Genomic DNA, 16,894 nt, shown 5'->3' with positions numbered 1-16,894 from the left:
GTATGTCGAGCCGCGTCCAGGAGGCTGGAGCATGAGCATCTGGTGGTCCGTCCACTTGCGACGCGAGGCCGCGAGCGTGCCGCTCGCCCGCAGGCTCCTGATCGGCACGATGGAGACGGCGGGCGTCGACCCGGACGTCTCCTACGACCTGTCGGTGGCCCTGAGCGAAGCCTGCGCGAACGCCGTCGAGCACGGCGGCGACGGCCTGCGCGGCGGCGGTTCGGAGGCGTACCGGGTGACCGCCTACCTCGACGGCGAGAAGTGCCGGATCGAAGTGGCCGATTCCGGGCCGGGGTTCGGGTCGGTGCCCGATGTCCGCCCGTCGCGGGCGGATGCCGAGAGCGGCCGGGGGCTGTGTCTGATCAGCGCGCTGGCCGATCATGTCCACATCGGGACGGGCGCGGGCCGGGGCGGCACGGTCGTGAGCTTCGACAAGGTTCTCAAGTGGAAGAAAGATCCTTCCCTGCTTACGGCATGAGGGGTTCCGTGCGGCGTCCGCGCGGCTAGGGTGCGCGCATGTCTGCGGAACTCATTCAAAACCAGGAAATAACGGGTGGATTCATCCTGCGCGCCCTTGCTCCCGGGGACGCCCCCGGGCTGGCCGCCGCCTATACCGACAACCGCGCCCACCTCGCGCCCTGGGAACCGGTCAGGCCCGACTCCTTCTTCACGGTGCGCGGCCAGGCCGAGCGGATCGAGGGGCTGCTGCGGAGTTGTGCGGACGGAACCGTGGCACCGTGGATCATCGAGACGCCGGATGGCCGGATCACGGGGGCGATCACCTTGTCCGGGATCTCCCGGGGCCCCTTCTGCAGTGCCAGCGTCGGCTACTGGGTGGCCGCCGACCGGCAGAACCAGGGGCTGGCCAGCGCCGCCCTGGAACGGGTCTGCGACCTGGCCCGCGACCGGCTCGGCCTGCACCGCGTCGAGGCGTCCACGCTGACCGACAACACCGGCTCACAACGCGTCCTGGAGAAGTGCGGGTTCACGCCGATCGGACTCGCCCCGGAATACCTGCACATCAACGGCGCCTGGCGGGACTGCCGCCTCTTCCAGCGCGTACTGCACGACAACGTGCCCGCGGCGTTGTAGCCCAGTCAGCCAACGAGCGCCCTTCAGGGGCGCGGGGAACTGCGCGACCAGCCACGACACACCCGCACACGAAACGGCCGGGCACCCGCTCGGGTACCCGGCCATCCGTCAAAGGTCAGCCCTTGAGCGAAGCCATCCATGCCTCGACCTCATCGGACTGCCGAGGCAGCGCAGCGCTGAGGTTCCGGTTGCCGTCCTCGGTCACGAGGATGTCGTCCTCGATCCGCACGCCGATGCCCCGGTACTCCGCCGGGACCGTCAGGTCGTCGGCCTGGAAGTACAGACCGGGCTCGACGGTGAGGACCATGCCGGGCTCCAGGGTGCCGTCGACGTACGCCTCGGTGCGGGCGACCGCGCAGTCGTGCACGTCCATGCCGAGCATGTGACCGGTGCCGTGCAGGGTCCAGCGGCGCTGGAGGCCCAGCTCCAGGACGCGCTCGACCGGGCCCTCGACCAGACCCCACTCGACCAGCTTCGCGGTGAGCACCCGCTGGGCGGCGTCGTGGAAGTCACGGAACTTGGCGCCGGGCCGCACGGCGGCGATGCCCGCCTCCTGGGCCTCGTACACCGCGTCGTAGATCTTGCGCTGGATGTCGCTGTACGTGCCGTTCACCGGCAGGGTGCGGGTGACGTCGGCGGTGTAGAGGGTGTGGGTCTCCACGCCCGCGTCCAGCAGGAGGAGGTCACCGGAGCGGACCGGGCCGTCGTTGCGCACCCAGTGCAGGGTGCAGGCGTGCGGGCCCGAGGCGCAGATGGAGCCGTAGCCGATGTCGTTGCCCTCGACGCGCGCGCGGAGGAAGAAGGTGCCCTCGATGTAGCGCTCGGAGGTGGCCTCGGCCTTGTCGAGGACCTTCACCACGTCCTCGAAGCCGCGCACGGTGGAGTCGACGGCCTTCTGCAGCTCGCCGATCTCGAAGTCGTCCTTGACCAGACGGGCCTCGGAGAGGAAGACCCGCAGCTCCTCGTCGCGCTCGGCGGTGACCTTGTCGGTCAGGGCCGCCTCGATCGCGGCGTCGTGGCCGCGTACGACGCGCACCGGACCGGTGGCCTCGCGCAGCTTGTCGGCCAGCTCGCGCACATCGGCGGCGGGGATGCCGTACAGCGCCTCGGACTCGGCGAGCGAGTGGCGGCGGCCGACCCACAGCTCGCCCTGGCCGGAGAGCCAGAACTCGCCGTTGTCCCGGTCGGAGCGGGGCAGCAGGTAGATGGTCTCGCGGTGGCCGTCGGCGGTGGGCTCCAGGACGAGCACGCCGTCCTCGGTCTGGTTGCCGGTGAGGTACGCGTACTCGGTCGCGGCGCGGAAGGCGTACTCCGTGTCGTTCGAGCGCGTCTTGAGGTTGCCGGCCGGGATCACCAGGCGCTCACCCGGGAAGCGGGCGGACAGCGCGGCGCGGCGGCGCCGGGTCTCGGCGGCCTGGGCGACCGGCTTCAGGTCCCGCAGTTCGGTGTCGGCCCAGCCGCCGCGCATGTTCTCGGCCAGCTCGTCGGAGACGCCCGGGTACAGGCCGTTCTTCCGCTGCTTGATGGGCTCCTCCGCCTCGGACTCCGGGGTCTCCGGGTTGAGCTCGTCGGACACGTGATCCTCCTCCGTACGGCATGTGGTCTCCCCGGGCTCGCGAGGTCCGCGACCGTGCCCGAGCTGGGAACCACCATCATCGTACGGTCGTACCGGGACGGACCGGGGCGTCGGGACCGGGCGGGCGGCCGGGTGGGCGGCCGGGTGGGGACTGGGCAGGCGGCCGGGCGCACGGCCGGGCGCACGTGGTCGCGGCGGCGCCGGGTCAGTCGAAGCGGGCCGCCAGCAGGACCACGTCCTCCTCGGCGTCCTCGGTGTCGAGGCCGTCCGGCAGGACCGTGCGCAGCACATGGTCCGCGAGGGCGCCGGGGTCGCCGCGCAGGGCGCGCGGGACGCTCGCGGCGGCCGTGTGCAGCCGGGCGAAGGCGCGGTCCATGGCCTCGCCGGTGCGGTGCAGCAGTCCGTCGGTGTAGAGGAGAAGCGTCTCTCCGGGCTCGGCCTGGAACTCCAGGCTGGGCGCCTCCCAGCAGGCGAGCATCCCGAGCGGCGCGGAGACGGAGGTCTCGGCGAACTCGGTGCGCCGCTCCCCGACGATCAGCGGCGGGCTGTGCCCGGCACCGGCCAGGGTGATCTTGCGCAGGGCGGGCTCGCAGTAGGCGAACAGGGCGGTGGCGGAGCGGGCGGGCTCGGTCAGCCGCAGCAGCAGCTCCAGGTCGGACAGGACGGCGACCGGGTCCTCGCCCTCCATCACGGCGTAGGCCCGCAGCGAGGCGCGCAGGCGGCCCATGGCGGCGACCGCGCCGGGTCCGGAGCCGGTGACGGAGCCGACGGACAGGCCGAGCGCGGCGTCCGGCAGCGGCAGGGCGTCGTACCAGTCGCCGCCGCCGCGCGGCCCGGTGCGGTGCCGGACGGCGAGCTGGACGCCGGGCACCCGGGGCAGCCGCGGGGGCAGCAGTTCCTCGGTGAGGGTCGCCGCGCACGCGCGGGTGCGCTCGACCTCCCTGAGCAGGGCGAGATGGGCGGCGGCGTGCCGGACGTACAGCCCGATCAGATGTCGGTGGTGCTCGTCGGGCGCGGCCGGTTCGTCGTAGAACCAGACGGCGGCGCCCAGGTGGCCGCCCGGCTCGGCGGTGAGCGGGAGCGCGTAGCAGGCGGCGTAGCCGAGGCGGGTGGCCACCTCGCGGTGGCGGGGGTCGAGTCCGTCCTCGGCGAACAGGTCGGCGCGGACGCTCTCGCCGTCGAGCGCGGTGTGCAGCGGGCCGTGCGGGACGGTCTCCAGATGGCCGATGTCGGCGCGGCCGAGCCCGAGGCCGAGGGTGGTACGCGGGCCCGGTCCGTCGCCGGGTTCCAGGACGACCAGGCCGCGGCGGGCGCCGACCAGGGTGGCACCGGCGTGCAGCAGTTCCCGCAGGGCGGCGTCGAGCGAGGCCGTGCGGCACAGCCGTTCGGTCAGTTCCTGGAGGGTGGTGAGGTCCGAGACCCAGCCCGCGAGCCGGTCCTGGAGCAGGGTGCCGGGGGCGGGCGGGTGCGGTGCGGGGACGGCGGGTGCGGCGGGCGCGCCCTCCGGGGCGGGAGCGGTGTCCGGGGCGGGAGATACGGGCGCGGCAGTGTGGGCGGGAGTGGGAACAGTGGGATCGATTCCGGCCACTTTCGCGGGGTGCGGGGCGGTCATGGCGTCCGGCTTCCGGGCTGGTGCGTAGTGCTGAAAAGCATCGCGAACCCCCATGTCATTCTGCGCCGCTGGCAGTGTCTCCACATGTACACGGACTCGTGAGGGGATGTCCAGCATTGTCCTGCCGGTATTCCTGGTGTCCATGCGTCTGACGTGCTTTTCCTTCGATGCCCTTGCCTTACTGGCAAGTTGGCTTGAAACTGCCTCGGGTAAGGCTCCTTTGCGGTCGACTGGCCCTGCTCCACGGAGCGTCACAGCGGTCGTGATGGGTACGTACTCGGAGAAGGCCAGGGGCGGTTGGGCAAGGGCCCGGAACCTGGCGGCGGACCCGGGCGTCATAACCACCGACGGCCGAGCCCCATCCTCCCGTGGCGGAGGCGGAGAGAAACACGCGCGACGGCAAAACGCCAGGCTTCGCCACCCCCGCGCCGCGGTCGTACCCCTGCTGGACGCACCATCTCCTGCCGGACGCACCACTTCCTGCCGGAGACGCACCACGGACGCGGCCGACGCTCGACCCCCGGGGGGCTCTTCCTGCCGTGCGCGGGGGCGTGATGCGCCACAAGGTACGCAGAGTGAAGTGATCGACCCATGATGTGATTCCACGGTGTTGCCAGCGGTGCAACGGTGTTGCCCAGCGGTGCAACGGAAAGGAACGAGCGCTCATGCGCGAGATCCTCGGAAGGCGACGCGGGCTGCTGCCCGGGCGGGACGAGTCCGGGCCGGATCTGCTCGGCGCGGCCCTGACCTTCGCGACCGAGTGGCGGTGGCCGGTACTGCCGGGTGTGGCGCCGGACTCCGGCGGCCCCGCCCGCTGCTCCTGCCCCGACCCCGACTGCACGGTGCCGGGCGCCCACCCCTTCGACCCCGGCCTGCTCGCGGCCAGCACCGACGCACGCATGGTGCGCTGGTGGTGGACCAGGCGCCCGGCCGCGCCGATCGTCCTGGCCACCGGCGGTCAGGCCCCGTGCGCGGTCAGTCTGCCCGCCCTCGCGGCGGACCGCGCCCTCACCCTGCTCGACCGGCGCGGGATGCGGCTCGGCCCGGTGATCGCCACGCCGGTCCGCTGGGCGATCCTGGTGCGGCCGTACTCCATGGAGCAGCTGGGCGAACTCCTCTACGCGCAGGACCACGTGCCCGGCTCGCTCCGCTTCCACGGCGAGGGCGGCTATCTCGCCCTGCCCCCCTCCGAGACCGGCCAGGGTGCCGTCCGCTGGGAGCGCGCCCCGCTGCCCGGCTCGGCGCGGCCCTGGGTGCCCGACGTGGAGGCCGTGGTGCCCACGGTGGTCGAAGCCCTCACTCGTACGGGTGTGAGCGCGCCCGAGTTGTAGGGGTGTCGGGCGGGAGCGGGCCCGGATGCCCGTCCGGGCTCGTTATGTTCCGCCCATGCTGCGCATTCCCACCGGCCCCGGCGGCCGGGCCCCCGCCCGTCTGCGGTTGCTGACCCTCGCGGGTCTCGCGGCGGTCGCGGTGCTGCTGCCGCTCGGCGCGGCGTCGGCCGGACCGGCGGGCGCGGGCGGAGCGGACCCGTCCGGCGGGGGTGCGCCCGGGGGCGGCCCGTTCGGAGGCCGTACGTCGGCCGCCGCGCCCGCCTTCGGTAAGCCCGCCTCGGGAAAGTCCGCCCCCGGTGGGCCCGTCGCCGGTACGGCCGCTGCCGGGGCGCCCGTCGCTCCTACGGCCGCTCTCCCTACGCCCGCTGCCGTCCCGCCCGCTCGTGAGGGCGCCGTAGCCGGGCGGGAGGAGCGGGAGCGCCCCCGTTCCCTGGGGCTCGGGGAGGCCACCGCCGTCCGCTGCGGACCCGAACTCTCCGCGCCGGACGGCGTGGAGGCGCAGACCTGTGTGCTGACCCGGGGCGGTGAGAGCTGGGCCCGGGTCTACTACCGCAACACCAGCGGTGACGCGCTGGAGGCCCTGCTGAGTCTCATGGGGCCGGGCGGCCGGACCGTGCTGACCCGCTGCGCCGCCGGGGGTGACGACGAGCCCGCCACCTGCGAGACCCCGCATCTGCGCACCCAGGGTGTCCCGGGCGCCTACTCGGCTGTCGCGGAGTTCGCCGGGCGGGGCGATGCCGCGCCGCTGATGCTCCGGGCGGGCAGCAACTTCCCTCGTTTACAAGGGAGTTGGTGACGCACCGAGAGTGCGTGGCCGTCACGCGGGCATGGAAAGGCCCGGTTGCTGGCGACGGGGGATGCACCAGCAACCGGGCTACTGGAACGGTAACAAGAGATCGGCGGTTCGCAAATTCCGGCTCGGCCATTCGGCCACCGATTGCCTTGTCAGAACCGGGAGTTGTGACAGGCATCACCCTTCACGACCGCCGCGCTCCCGCCGTTCTCAGCTGAGCGTGACCTGCCGGTTCGTCAGACCGCCCCGGGCCCGGCGCTCTTCCGGCGTGAGCGGCTCGGTGACCGCGAGGGCGGCGGCGAGGCGCTCGGCGAACTCGGCGGCGGGCTTCTCCATGTCCTCGGCGCCGACCCCGGTGGGCAGGTCCCACACCGGCACGGTCAGACCGTGGGCGCGGAAGGACCCGACCAGGCGGGTGCCCTCGCCGAGGGTGGACTGCCCGGCCGCGTGCAGCCGGGCCAGCGCGTCGAGCAGGCGCTCCTCCGGGTGCGGCATGACCCAGCGCAGGTGGTTCTTCTCCGGGGTCTCGCACCAGTAGGCGGCGTCGACGCCGGTCAGCTTCACCGTGGGGATCGCGGCGGCGTTGGCCCGCTCCAGGGAGGCGCTGACCTCCGCGCTCGCGTTCTCCGCGTCCGGCACCCAGAACTCGAAGCCGCTGTGCACGACCGGCTGGAGCGGGGCGGACTCGTCCAGCAGGTCCTGCAGCCGGGGTCCGTCCGCGGGGGCGCGGCGGGCCTCGACCGGGGTGCCGGGCTCGGCTTCCAGCGCGCGCAGCAGGGTGTCGGCCAGGTCGCGGCTGATGTCGCCGGAGGCCGTGTCGTTCTGCAGGCCGATCAGCACCGAGCCGTCGTCACGGCGCAGCGCGGGCCACGCCATCGGCAGCACGGTGGCCAGCGTGACGGAGGGGACGCCCTCGGGCAGGCCGTCCCGCAGGGTGAGCGCGGCGGTGGCGGCCGGGACCAGCTCGCGCAGGGCCACCCAGTCGCACTCGCCGTTCAGCCCCTCGAAGGGGCGCTGCACCAGCTCGGTCGCGGCGTGCGCGGCGGCCCGGCCGTGGCACGCCTTGTAGCGCCGGCCGCTGCCGCAGGGGCAGGCCTCCCGGGCGCCGACGACCGGGATCTGGCCGTCGGCCGGGCGGGCACCGCTCGGCTGCGGGCGCTTGGCCTTGGTCTGGGGTCGCTTCTTGGCCATCGTGGGTGTCTCCCGGTTACGGCTCCGTCTCGTACGCGGGGAGCCTAGCCGTTCGCGCCACGACGGGCTCGGACCTGTGGACAACCCTCGGCGGCCCCGGAGTTCCGGGCCGTCCCCGGGTCACCCCCAGGTCATTCCCAGGCCATCCCCGGACCGTCGCCGGGTCGTGCCCAGGGTCGTGCCCCGGGTCGTCAGTCCAGGGCGTCGAACATGTCCGCGAAGTCCAGACCCTCCAGGCCGTCGAGACCGGGGAGCGCCGGGACCGGCGTGACGCGCGTAGCGAAAGCGTGATGTCCGCAGCGCGCGTCGGGATCGTGCACGTCGGCGTGGACGACCACCCAGACCGTCATCTCACCGGGGATCTCGTCGCGCACGCCCCAGTCGTCGGCGAGCGCGTCGATGATGCTCAGTCCCCGGCCGCCGTGCGCGGTGACCGAGGGGCTCGCCGGAGCCGGGCGGGTCGGGCCGCCGCCGTCCGTGACCTCCACGATGAGCCGTCCCCGCGCGTCCACCCGCCAGGCCGCCCGCACTGAGCCGGTCCCGGCCGGGGCCCCGCCCAGCGGGCGTCCGTGCCGGTACGCGTTGCTGAGCAGTTCGGACAGAATCAGCACGGCGTCGTCGATGACCGACTCGGACACCCCGCCGCCACGCAGTTGCGCCCGCATCCGGTGTCTCGCCTTTCCCACGCCCGCAGGGCCATGGGGTACGGCCATGCTCGACGACGTGGGCACCTCCTGTGCCACCACCAACGCCACCCCCGAGACCTCCTTCGCCCCACGCCACGGTGTGGATGCCCCCTTGGCCTGTACCGGAAACCGGTCAGTCTTGTTCCGGCGACGCATTCGCAACGTCCGCACACGCACCGAACGCGCCGGAGCACTCCCTTGTACTCCCTATGGCCCGGTGGCCGGATATCGGTGGTGTGGCCGGGAAACGGAGGATGCTCCACCGCCGCCCCCGGGTCAAGGGCCGCGTGCCGGTCCTTACGGGACTCTTGGCCCGTACCGGGCCGGAAGCCGTGCTGCGGCCGTGCTCAGCCGAGGCGGCCCAGCCGTCCGAGCACCGCGCGGGGGCGGTTGGTGATGATGGCGTCCACGCCGAGCCGGACGCACAGATCCACGTCCTCGGGCTCGTTCACGGTCCACACATGGACCTGGTGGCCGGCCTGTTTCAGCCGTTCGACATAGGCCGGGTGGCTGCGCAGGATGCGGATCGAGGGCCCGGCGATCCGCACCCCCTCGGGCAGCCGTCCGTCCCGCAGCCGGGGCGAGACGAACTGGGCGAGGTACACGGTCGGCAGGTTCGGCGCGGCTGCCCGCACCCGGTGCAGGGAGCGCGCGGAGAAGCTCATGACGCGCACCGGGGAGTCGTCCGGGTGCTCCGGCGCGTCCAGGCCGAACCGCTTCAGCAGGGTCAGCAGCCGTTCCTCGACCTGGCCCGCCCAGCGCGTGGGGTGCTTGGTCTCGATGGCCAGCTGGACCGGCCGCCCGGCGTCCGCGACCAGTTCGAGCAGCCGCTCCAGGGTGAGGACGGAGGTCGCCTCGCGGTCCTCGGGCCGGTGCTCCCAGTCGGGTTCCTCGTCCCGGCCGCGCCCGGTGCCGCGCCCCTTCCAGGAGCCGAAGTCCAGGGCCGCGAGGTCGGCCAGCTCCAGGGCGGAGACCGCGCCCCGGCCGTTGGAGGTGCGGTTGACCCGCCGGTCGTGCACACAGACCAGATGACCGTCGGCGGTGAGGCGTACATCGCATTCGAGGGCGTCGGCGCCGTCCTCGATCGCCTTGCGGTAGGCGGCCAGGGTGTGTTCGGGCGCGTCCTCGGAGGCCCCCCGGTGCGCGACGACCTGGATGGAGTGCTGTGATACGTGGGTCACGGCGTCATCGTGCCATCGACGCGAGGCGCGGCGGGAAGCGGGACGGTGCGCGGGACGGGCGCGGTGATGCACCGTAATTCGTGCGTATATAACACTTGTCGGGGATGTCCTGTGTAAAGGTTGTCGCCGGACCCACAGCCCCCGCTTATGGTGCTCTGACGGCTCGTGGGAAAAGCTGCGTACATACAACAGGAACGGCACGAGCGAGTGCGACCGACGACGACAGCCGTGGATCGAGGAGAAGAGCTGTGAGCACCGAGAACGAGGGCAACGCGGTACCCCCGGCCCCGTCCGCACCTCCCGTGCCGGTGGACGCTCCCGCTGCCTCCGCGCAGGGCGCCGTATCCGACGGCGGAGCACCGACGACTCCGCTGCCGCCGCTGCCCCAGGGCCCGCCCGGTGCCGCCGGGCAGGTTCCGGGACCGGCATCCGCCGAGGGCCCGCAGGCCCACGGCCAGGGCCCCGCCCCGCACCAGCCCTACGGCACGGCCGCGCCCGACGGTTCCTGGCCGCCCCCGCCCGCCTTCGGCGACGCGGGCGGTACTGGTGGCGCGGGCGGCGGCTGGGGCGCCTCGTACCAGCCGCCGGCCCCCAAGCGCTCCGGGCGCGGCGGGCTGATCGCGGCGGTCCTGGTGGCCGCGCTGGTCGCGGGCGGCATCGGCGGCGGTATCGGCTACACCCTGGCCAAGGACAACGACGGGCGGGGCTCCACCACCGTCTCCGCAGGCGACAGCAGCGCCTCGCAGGTCAAGCGCTCGGCGGGCACCATCGCGGGCATCGCGGCCCGGGCGCTGCCGAGCACCGTCACCATCGAGGCGGAGAGCAGCAGCGGCGAGGGCGGCACCGGCACCGGGTTCGTCTTCGACACCCAGGGTCACATCGTCACCAACAACCACGTGGTGGCCGACGCGGTCGACGGCGGCAAGCTGACGGCCACCTTCCCGGACGGCCGCAAGTACGACGCGGAGGTCGTCGGGCACGCGCAGGGCTACGACGTCGCCGTGATCAAGCTCAAGAACGCCCCCTCCGACCTCAAGCCGCTCCCCCTGGGCGACTCGGACAAGGTGGCCGTGGGCGACGAGACGATCGCCATCGGCGCGCCCTTCGGACTGTCCAACACGGTCACCACCGGCATCATCAGCGCCAAGAACCGCCCGGTGGCCTCCAGCGACGGCAGCGCCAGCTCCAAGGCGTCGTACATGAGCGCCCTGCAGACCGACGCGTCGATCAACCCGGGCAACTCCGGCGGCCCGCTGCTGAGCGCCTCCGGCGCGGTGATCGGCATCAACTCCGCGATCCAGTCGAGCAGCAGCGGCGGCCTGGGCTCCGGGCAGTCCGGCTCGATCGGGCTCGGCTTCGCCATCCCGATCAACCAGGCCAAGTACGTCGCCCAGCAGCTGATCAAGACCGGCAAGCCGGTGTACGCCAAGATCGGTGCCTCCGTCTCCCTGGAGGACTCCACCGACGGCGCGAAGATCACCGACCAGGGCGCGGGCGGCGCCGCGGCGGTCGAGTCGGGCGGCCCCGCCGACAAGGCCGGTCTCAAGCCGGGCGACGTCATCACCAAGCTCGACGACTCGGTCATCGACAGCGGTCCGACCCTGATCGGCGAGATCTGGACCCACAAGCCCGGCGACAAGGTCACGGTCACCTACAAGCGCGGTGGCCAGGACCACACCGTCGCCCTCACCCTCGGCTCCCGCGTCGGCGACAACTGACGCCCACCGGCCCCCTCGGCCCCCCGATCCCGGTACGCTGTACCCCGCTCCGCCCCAGGTGGGCGAGCGGGGAGGCGTGCCCGAGCGGCCGAAGGGAACGGTCTTGAAAACCGTCGTGGCAGCGATGTCACCGTGGGTTCAAATCCCACCGCCTCCGCAGAGGTCCTAGCTGTGCAGGTCAGAAGGGGTGCGCTCTCCAGAGCGGCACCCCTTCTGCGTTCAGTCTGTCTCACCCCGGATCGGGGGTGTACCGCCTCTGACCAGTGCGTGTGGGCCATATATGGGCCAGGATCAGTCGTCCTCAGCTTCCTCCAGCGCCATCTGGATCAGGCTGTTCGCGTGGGCTGAACTCCCCTTGAGGAGCTTCGCGTAGAAGCGGTAGAGCATGGCCACGCTGTGGCCAGCGCGGTACGCGGCCTCAACCGGGTCAACGCCCTGCTTGATCCACAGGGACACGGCGGCATGGCGCAGGCAGTACGGCACGGCGGCCATCTCCGACTCCACCTCAGCCGGGGTGAGGACGGCTCCACGGGCGGTCTCCCAGGCCGCGCAATACTCGTTCGACGTGAGGCGCCCGCCGCGAGCGGCCCAAAAGAGTCGGCCGTCTGGAGCGACGCCGCGCGCGATATGCGCCCGGACCATCCGCACGTACACCGGAGGGATCGGAGCGGTGCGAACAGCGTTGCGGGTGCGGTGCTTGAGCCCGCGCTCATCGTGAGGCTTCCCGCCGTCTGTCCACCCGGCCCCTACCTCGGGGTGGCTCTCGGAGACCAGCACTTCGCCCCACGCATCCGGCTCACTCTCGGGCGGGAGCGTCCAGGAGGGCCTGGCCCGAGTGCAGCTCTATGCCCACTTCCCTCTGGAGGACGCGGGCAGAGATCCTCGGTACGGTCTTCAGCGAGATCTATACGTTCCCTCTGCCAGGAGTGACCGAGGTGACCGACGCCGAACCAGTCGTCGCGCACTTTGCCTCGTACGAAGCCTGGGCGGACAAGATGGGCGTTCCGTTCCGCGCGACGATCGATCGCGCTCGGGAACGAGTCAACGAGACCATTCAAGCGGAAGGCACATTCAGTGTCACCTGCCTGGGCGGAATACTCAGTCTTCCAAGGTCCATGGCCGTAGAACCCGCGTTTGACCGCTCAGGTACCGGCACACATGCGTGCGCCCCCAAGGTCGATGAACCCTGAAGGGATACTGTCTTTAAGTTTCGACCCTAATCGTGTGTAGTCTGAAGCTAGGAGGGAATTTCATTTGCCAATTCTAGTAGCTTTTGGGCCTCGGTGTGCATCCCTGCTTCATTGAGAGCGCGAGAGAAGTCTACGCTGCTGCCCTGAGGTGCCGATGCCAGTAGGAATTCCAGTGTTTCGCGTGGATCAATGCCGGGGATCTCTTCTTGCCTCAGGCAGGCAATCAACTGCAAGAGGCGCTTCGGCCCGCCTTTGTGTGCCGCATGCAAGATGCGTTCTCGATCACCGAGGAAGTCATCAGGGAATGCTCCGGCGGTTTCCAGTGCGACTCTCGGCGATGAGTCCACTCCAATGGCCTCTGCGAGCATGTCCGCGTCACCCTTAAGTGTGGCTGTGCGCAGGGCCCGCAGGACTTCGGCCAGGTTTGGCCTGTGCGTGTCCGGCCACTCATCCTTGCCTACGAGCGTGTCAATGAAACGCTCTTCGTACCAGTAGCTACTTTCTCTTGTGTGTCGGCGCAGTGCGACAAGAAACTTCGGGATCTCGGCAGGATGCTTATCGCGCAGGCATGTTTTGAAGTACAGGTCGGCGGCAGCTTCTGCCTCTTGCTCGGCGATTGAAGTGAGGATTTCCGTAGTCTGTTGCGCCGACTCGTGTATGGCTAGGTCTATAAAGCCCTGGAAGTCCATTTTCGTGCGATCGAGGGCTGCGAGTACAGTAGGGAGCCATGTTTCTAGCGGGTGGTGAATTCCCTCGGCTGCAATGCGTGCTATATCGTCCATCCCGGCGCTGATGAGTGGGGCAGTTAGGGATTTCAGATCGGGAGGGATGGTTTTCCCGATCTCGGTATTGTGGTCGTCCGCCTTTGGGTTGTGAGGTTTGGGAAGGCTTGTGGCTCTTTCGTGCCATGTTTGCTCATCCGTATCCGCAGGGGGGAGTGGAGCGCCGATCGAGCGGGCATATTCGGCGCACGCCTGGACTAGAGCCAGTACGTGAACCACTTTAAGAGCGCTACTGCCGGAGAATTTATCCTGAATTGAGGCGCGACTCATTCGTCGGCCTTGGCGCTCGGTGAGTCTCTCCAGGTCGCGCAGTGAGGGGTTGCCGGCCTGGATCCGCAAGCGGCCCAGCTGTTTCGCGAGAGAACCGTCATCCATCGCCTATCCCCGATTCGCGTCCGACGTTGCTGGGTGTCCAGGGTCGTCCAGAAGTGTCCATGCTAGTTCGACCTAGGTTAGGCCGCGGCGAGCTGGCTGTCCGAGGTTCGGCAGAAGCGTCCGAGGTACTGGTGGACAGATGCCTTGTGAAGGTCCCCTAGGGGCAAGACATCGACGGCCTCGATGTCAGACGTCGAAAGGAGCATGGAAGCAGTGGAGGTGACCCTCACGCTCTGGGTTCTAGCTGGCTCGGGTGTAGCGAGCGTGGCGCTGTTTGCAGCCAAGGGCTTGCTCGATCAGTTGTCCGGAGTCTTCGACTCGTGGCACGCTGCGCGGCGTGCGTGGCGTGGAGACCCGGCACGCACAACCGATCCCGAGCGGCGTCAAAGCGTAGGCGTCTCGGACCGCCCTGGGCCCGTTCCTGTGTCAGCACCTGACTCGCGCGTCTAAGAGGCCGTGGACCAGGTGTGGACCGTCGGAGGTGCTGCCTGACCCCGAGAGTAGGGAACGGGGCGGTCAGGGGTATGGAAGACCATCGTCCCCAGCACTCTCTTGAAAACCGTCGTGGCAGCGATGTCACCGTGGGTTCAAATCCCACCGCCTCCGCGTCGGCGGACCTAGCCGCCGGAAAGGGTGCCTCTCGTCGAGGGGCACCCTTTCTCGTTCGCCGGCCGGCGTTATCGTGGGGCCATGCGTTCTTCGTCGTGTCGTAGCTGGTGGCGCTCCCTCTAGGAGCGGCTGCCTTTTACGCATGACCACATGGCAGGGGCCGTTCGGACGAACGGCCCTTTTCCGTGTTCCCGGAGCTGGGGGCGGGTCGTCCTGACGGCGCGAGACGACCGGGAGATTCTGTGAGCAGAGACGTTGTGGACACCGTCACCCGCACCATCCCGCTGGAGGAGCGGATCGCCGAGGAGCCGGGGCGGTTCCGGATTCTCACCGGGGACCGGCCCACCGGGCGGCTGCATCTGGGGCACTACTTCGGCACGCTGCACAACCGGGTGCGGCTGCAGGACCTCGGGGTCGAGACGTTCGTGATCATCGCGGACTACCAGGTGCTGACCGACCGGGACGTGGCGGACGATCTCACCGGGCACGTCGAGGAGCTGGTCCTCGATCATCTCGCCGTCGGGGTCGACCCCGAGCGCAGCACGGTCTTCACGCACAGTGCGGTCCCCGCGCTCAACCAGCTGCTGCTGCCCTTCCTCAGCCTGGTGTCCGTGGCCGAGCTGAGCCGGAATCCCACGGTCAAGGACGAGATCGCGCACTCGCGGCAGGCGGCCGTCAGCGGCCTGATGTTCACGTACCCCGTCCACCAGGCGGCCGACATCCTCTTCTGCAAGGCCGATCTGGTCCCCGTCGGCCGGGACCAGCTCCCGCATCTGGAGCTGACCCGGACCGTCGCCCGCCGCTTCAACGAGCGGTACGGCGACGGCACTTCCGTCTTCCCCGAGCCCGAGGCCCTGCTCTCCCGCGCTCCCGTTCTGCTCGGCACGGACGGCACCAAGATGAGCAAGAGCCGGGGCAACGCCATCGCGCTCGCCGCGAGTCCGGACGAGACCGCCCGGCTGATCAGGGGCGCGAAGACCGACGCCGAGCGGCACATCCACTACGACCCCGAGGGGCGCCCCGAGGTCGCCTCGCTGCTCCTGCTGGCGGCGCTGTGCCAGGACCGTACGCCCGAGGAGGTCGCCGGGGAGATCGGCTCCCTGGGGGCCGCCGCGCTCAAGAAGGTGGTGACCGAGTCGGTCAACGAGTACCTGGCACCGATCCGCGCCCGCCGCAGCGAGTACGCCCGCGACCGCGGTCTGCTGCGCCGGGTGCTGCGGGAGGGCAACGAGAAGGCCCGGGCCGTCGCCGACGCCACGCTGGCGGAGGTGCGCGCCGCCATGAACAGCGATTACTGAAGCGCGGCGTCCGACGGTTTCCGACGTCTTCCGGCGCCTTCTGACGGCGGGGTCAGGCGTCCTGCGGGTACCAGCGCAGCTCCACCGTGTTGCCGTCCGGGTTCTGGACGTAGACGGAGGTGGCCGTGCCCCGGGCGCCGTCCCGCTGGACCGGTCCCTCCAGGACGGTCACCTGGGCCGACTCCAGGAACTCGTCCCAGTCCAGCGGGTCCACGGTGAGACAGATGTGGTCCACGTTGGACTCACCCCGGGGCTTGCCGACCACGTCGATGATCGTCTCCGGGGCGACCCGCACCGAGGGGAACGGCGCCTTTCCCGCCCGCCACGCGTCCACGTTCACCGGCTCCAGGCCGAGAAACCCGGTGTAGAAGCCGAGGGAGCGCTCGACGTCGGCGACGTTGAGGACGAGGTGGTCGAAGGCTTTGACGTGCAGTGCGGGCATGTTCCCCTCCAGAGGAAGACCGTGTGGACGTGTGTTCCACGATCCGCCGGGGCGGGGAGACCATCAAGCGCTGATCGTTCTATGTTCATTGAGCCTGGCTCAATGAACGGGGGACCTCGTGCTGGAACGGATCGAACTGCAAGCCTTCCTGGCGCTCGCGGAGGAGCTGCACTTCGGCCGCACCGCCGAGCGGCTGGGCGTCTCGACCGGGCGGGTCAGCCAGGTGATCAAGAAGGTGGAGCGGCGGGTCGGCGGCGCGCTGTTCGAGCGGACCAGCCGGACCGTACGGCTCACCCCGGCGGGGCGGCGCCTGGCCGACGAGCTGACCCCGCTCGCCGCCGCGATGGCCGACGCGCTGCGCAGAGCCGCCGACGCCAGTCGCGGGATCACCGGGGAACTCCGGGTCGCCTTCCTCGGCGAGTGGACCGCCCCCGCGCTGCTGAAGGCGGTCACGCTGTTCGGGGAACGGCACCCGGAGTGCCGGGTGACCGTCCGGGAGGCCCAGCTGTCCGACTCCCGCGCGAGCCTGCTCGACGGTTCGGTGGACGTGCTGATCGCCGCGTACCCTTTCGACGGCATGAGCTGCGGGCCCGCCCTGCTCACGGAGCGGCGGCTGCTGGCCGTGGCCGCGGGACATCCCCTCGCGCGGGAGGAGTCGGTGTCCCTGGAGGTGCTGGCCGATCACCCGGTGGTCCAGTACCCGGAGGTCACCTCCCCCGCCTTCAAACGCGACCGCACCCCGGACCGCACCCCCTCCGGGCGCCCCGTCCCGAAGGGCCCCGCAGGCCGCACCTTCTCCGAGATGCTGACCCTGGTCGCCCTGGGCCAGGGCATCCTCCCCGTGGGCGAACACGCCCGGCGCTACTACCCCCGCCCGGACCTCGCCTACGTCCCCCTGCGCGACGCCCCGCCGATCCAGCGGGGGCCGGTGTGGCGGACGGACAACACCACCGCGCGGGTACGGGAGTTCGTGCGGGCGGCGGTGGACTCGGGGCGGGGCGCGTGAGGTGTGGCCCGG

General features: G+C 70.9%; 15 protein-coding genes, 1 tRNA gene and 1 pseudogene. 9 read left to right on the top strand and 8 right to left on the bottom strand.

What is annotated here, in order from left to right; translation table 11 throughout:
- Positions 1–31: 31 nt before the first annotated feature.
- The gene (locus tag B079_RS0119660; protein WP_018547547.1) at positions 32–478 is read left to right on the top strand and encodes an ATP-binding protein; all 447 of its coding nucleotides are present in this window, start codon (positions 32–34) and stop codon (positions 476–478) included.
- Between the two features lie 38 nt (positions 479–516).
- Positions 517–1,092, top strand: a complete 576-nt coding sequence (locus B079_RS0119655; RefSeq protein ID WP_051095209.1) for a GNAT family N-acetyltransferase — start codon at positions 517–519, stop codon at positions 1,090–1,092.
- 115 nt (positions 1,093–1,207) lie between these two features.
- On the opposite strand, the gene B079_RS0119650 is transcribed toward B079_RS0119655, so the two are convergent.
- On the bottom strand, positions 1,208–2,668 hold the full coding sequence (locus tag B079_RS0119650; RefSeq protein ID WP_018547545.1) for an aminopeptidase P family protein: 1,461 nt from the start codon (positions 2,666–2,668) through the stop codon (positions 1,208–1,210).
- A gap of 205 nt (positions 2,669–2,873) precedes the next feature.
- Entirely contained in the window at positions 2,874–4,280 is a 1,407-nt protein-coding gene (locus B079_RS0119645; protein ID WP_018547544.1) for a PP2C family protein-serine/threonine phosphatase, read from the bottom strand.
- Positions 4,281–4,945: 665 nt separating this feature from the next.
- Here B079_RS0119645 and B079_RS0119640 point away from each other — a divergent pair.
- Both B079_RS0119640 and B079_RS32370 read left to right on the top strand, forming a co-directional pair.
- On the top strand, positions 4,946–5,611 hold the full coding sequence (locus B079_RS0119640; RefSeq protein WP_018547543.1) for a bifunctional DNA primase/polymerase: 666 nt from the start codon (positions 4,946–4,948) through the stop codon (positions 5,609–5,611).
- Between the two features lie 55 nt (positions 5,612–5,666).
- Positions 5,667–6,407: a hypothetical protein gene (locus B079_RS32370; RefSeq protein WP_020573032.1), complete on the top strand. Its 741-nt coding sequence runs from the start codon at positions 5,667–5,669 to the stop codon at positions 6,405–6,407.
- Positions 6,408–6,614: 207 nt separating this feature from the next.
- Here the strand turns inward: B079_RS32370 and B079_RS0119630 are convergent, their stop codons facing one another.
- From B079_RS0119630 to B079_RS0119620, 3 genes are all read right to left on the bottom strand, one after another.
- Positions 6,615–7,595 (bottom strand): DUF5926 family protein, encoded by a 981-nt coding sequence (locus B079_RS0119630; RefSeq protein WP_018547540.1) that lies wholly within the window; start codon positions 7,593–7,595, stop codon positions 6,615–6,617.
- 191 nt (positions 7,596–7,786) lie between these two features.
- Positions 7,787–8,437: an ATP-binding protein gene (locus B079_RS0119625; RefSeq protein ID WP_078496012.1), complete on the bottom strand. Its 651-nt coding sequence runs from the start codon at positions 8,435–8,437 to the stop codon at positions 7,787–7,789.
- A 191-nt stretch (positions 8,438–8,628) separates the two neighbouring features.
- Positions 8,629–9,462, bottom strand: coding sequence for a glycerophosphodiester phosphodiesterase (locus tag B079_RS0119620; protein WP_018547538.1), 834 nt, complete (start codon positions 9,460–9,462; stop codon positions 8,629–8,631).
- Between the two features lie 248 nt (positions 9,463–9,710).
- On the opposite strand from B079_RS0119620, the gene B079_RS0119615 reads away from it, so the two are divergent.
- Together B079_RS0119615 and B079_RS0119610 are read left to right on the top strand one after the other, a co-directional pair.
- Complete coding sequence (locus tag B079_RS0119615; protein WP_018547537.1) at positions 9,711–11,180, top strand: S1C family serine protease; 1,470 nt, start codon at positions 9,711–9,713, stop codon at positions 11,178–11,180.
- 70 nt (positions 11,181–11,250) lie between these two features.
- A tRNA-Ser gene (locus B079_RS0119610) sits at positions 11,251–11,337 on the top strand.
- A 134-nt stretch (positions 11,338–11,471) separates the two neighbouring features.
- On the opposite strand, the gene B079_RS0119605 is transcribed toward B079_RS0119610, so the two are convergent.
- Positions 11,472–11,834, bottom strand: a complete 363-nt coding sequence (locus tag B079_RS0119605; RefSeq protein WP_199779941.1) for a hypothetical protein — start codon at positions 11,832–11,834, stop codon at positions 11,472–11,474.
- Positions 11,835–11,994: 160 nt separating this feature from the next.
- Between B079_RS0119605 and B079_RS34075 the strand changes: the two are divergent.
- A pseudogene (locus tag B079_RS34075) lies at positions 11,995–12,280 on the top strand (SAM-dependent methyltransferase); the annotation flags it as partial.
- Positions 12,281–12,417: 137 nt separating this feature from the next.
- Here the strand turns inward: B079_RS34075 and B079_RS35255 are convergent.
- A complete protein-coding gene (locus tag B079_RS35255; protein ID WP_158685021.1) occupies positions 12,418–13,527 on the bottom strand; it encodes a hypothetical protein in 1,110 nt (369 codons plus the stop codon).
- Positions 13,528–14,393: 866 nt separating this feature from the next.
- Here B079_RS35255 and trpS point away from each other — a divergent pair.
- A complete protein-coding gene (trpS, locus tag B079_RS0119595; protein WP_018547534.1) occupies positions 14,394–15,434 on the top strand; it encodes a tryptophan--tRNA ligase in 1,041 nt (346 codons plus the stop codon).
- Between the two features lie 52 nt (positions 15,435–15,486).
- Here trpS and B079_RS0119590 read toward each other — a convergent pair whose 3' ends face one another.
- The gene (locus B079_RS0119590) at positions 15,487–15,876 is read right to left on the bottom strand and encodes a VOC family protein (protein WP_018547533.1); all 390 of its coding nucleotides are present in this window, start codon (positions 15,874–15,876) and stop codon (positions 15,487–15,489) included.
- Between the two features lie 118 nt (positions 15,877–15,994).
- Here B079_RS0119590 and B079_RS0119585 point away from each other — a divergent pair, with 118 nt between their 5' ends.
- Positions 15,995–16,882 (top strand): LysR family transcriptional regulator, encoded by an 888-nt coding sequence (locus tag B079_RS0119585; RefSeq protein WP_018547532.1) that lies wholly within the window; start codon positions 15,995–15,997, stop codon positions 16,880–16,882.
- The last annotated feature ends 12 nt before the right edge of the window (positions 16,883–16,894 follow it).

This window comes from Streptomyces sp. LaPpAH-108 (assembly GCF_000373625.1).
In the GTDB taxonomy this organism is placed as follows: Bacteria; Actinomycetota; Actinomycetes; order Streptomycetales; family Streptomycetaceae; genus Streptomyces.
The sequence above is the reverse complement of the archived record's forward strand: the minus strand, read 5'-3'. Positions and strand labels throughout refer to the sequence as shown.